The organism is Paraburkholderia sp. BR14374 (assembly GCF_040948685.1).
Taxonomy (GTDB): Bacteria; Pseudomonadota; Gammaproteobacteria; order Burkholderiales; family Burkholderiaceae; genus Paraburkholderia; species Paraburkholderia youngii.
Window position 1 is genome coordinate 1 of sequence record NZ_JBFPKF010000154.1, and the last position, 285, is coordinate 285.

The 285-nt window shown below is 70.5% G+C and carries 1 pseudogene; it reads left to right on the top strand.

Annotated elements, in window-relative coordinates:
- Positions 1 to 41 precede the first annotated feature (41 nt).
- Positions 42 to 285: pseudogene (locus AB3X86_RS38455) on the top strand (hypothetical protein); the annotation flags it as partial.

Below are 285 nucleotides of genomic sequence, written 5' to 3' on the forward strand. Positions count from 1 at the left end.
CGAAGTCCGTTGTCGCAGCCAAACGCCCCCACGTAACAGCGCTGATCGCGCTGGCGCTGGCGGTGTCGTCCGCATTGAGCGGCTGTAGCTCGTTGTACTCGGAAGGCGCGGTCGCGGGCGCCGGTATCGCGGGTGCCGCGGTCGCGGGCAAGGTCACGAGCAATGCGGCGGTCGCGACCGGTATCGGTCTCGGTGCGGTCGCCGCCGCGCGCGCCGGCGTGCAGTACTCGGAGCGCGTGGTCCACACGAATACCCAGAACAGCATCGCGCAGGCGGCTGGTCCGC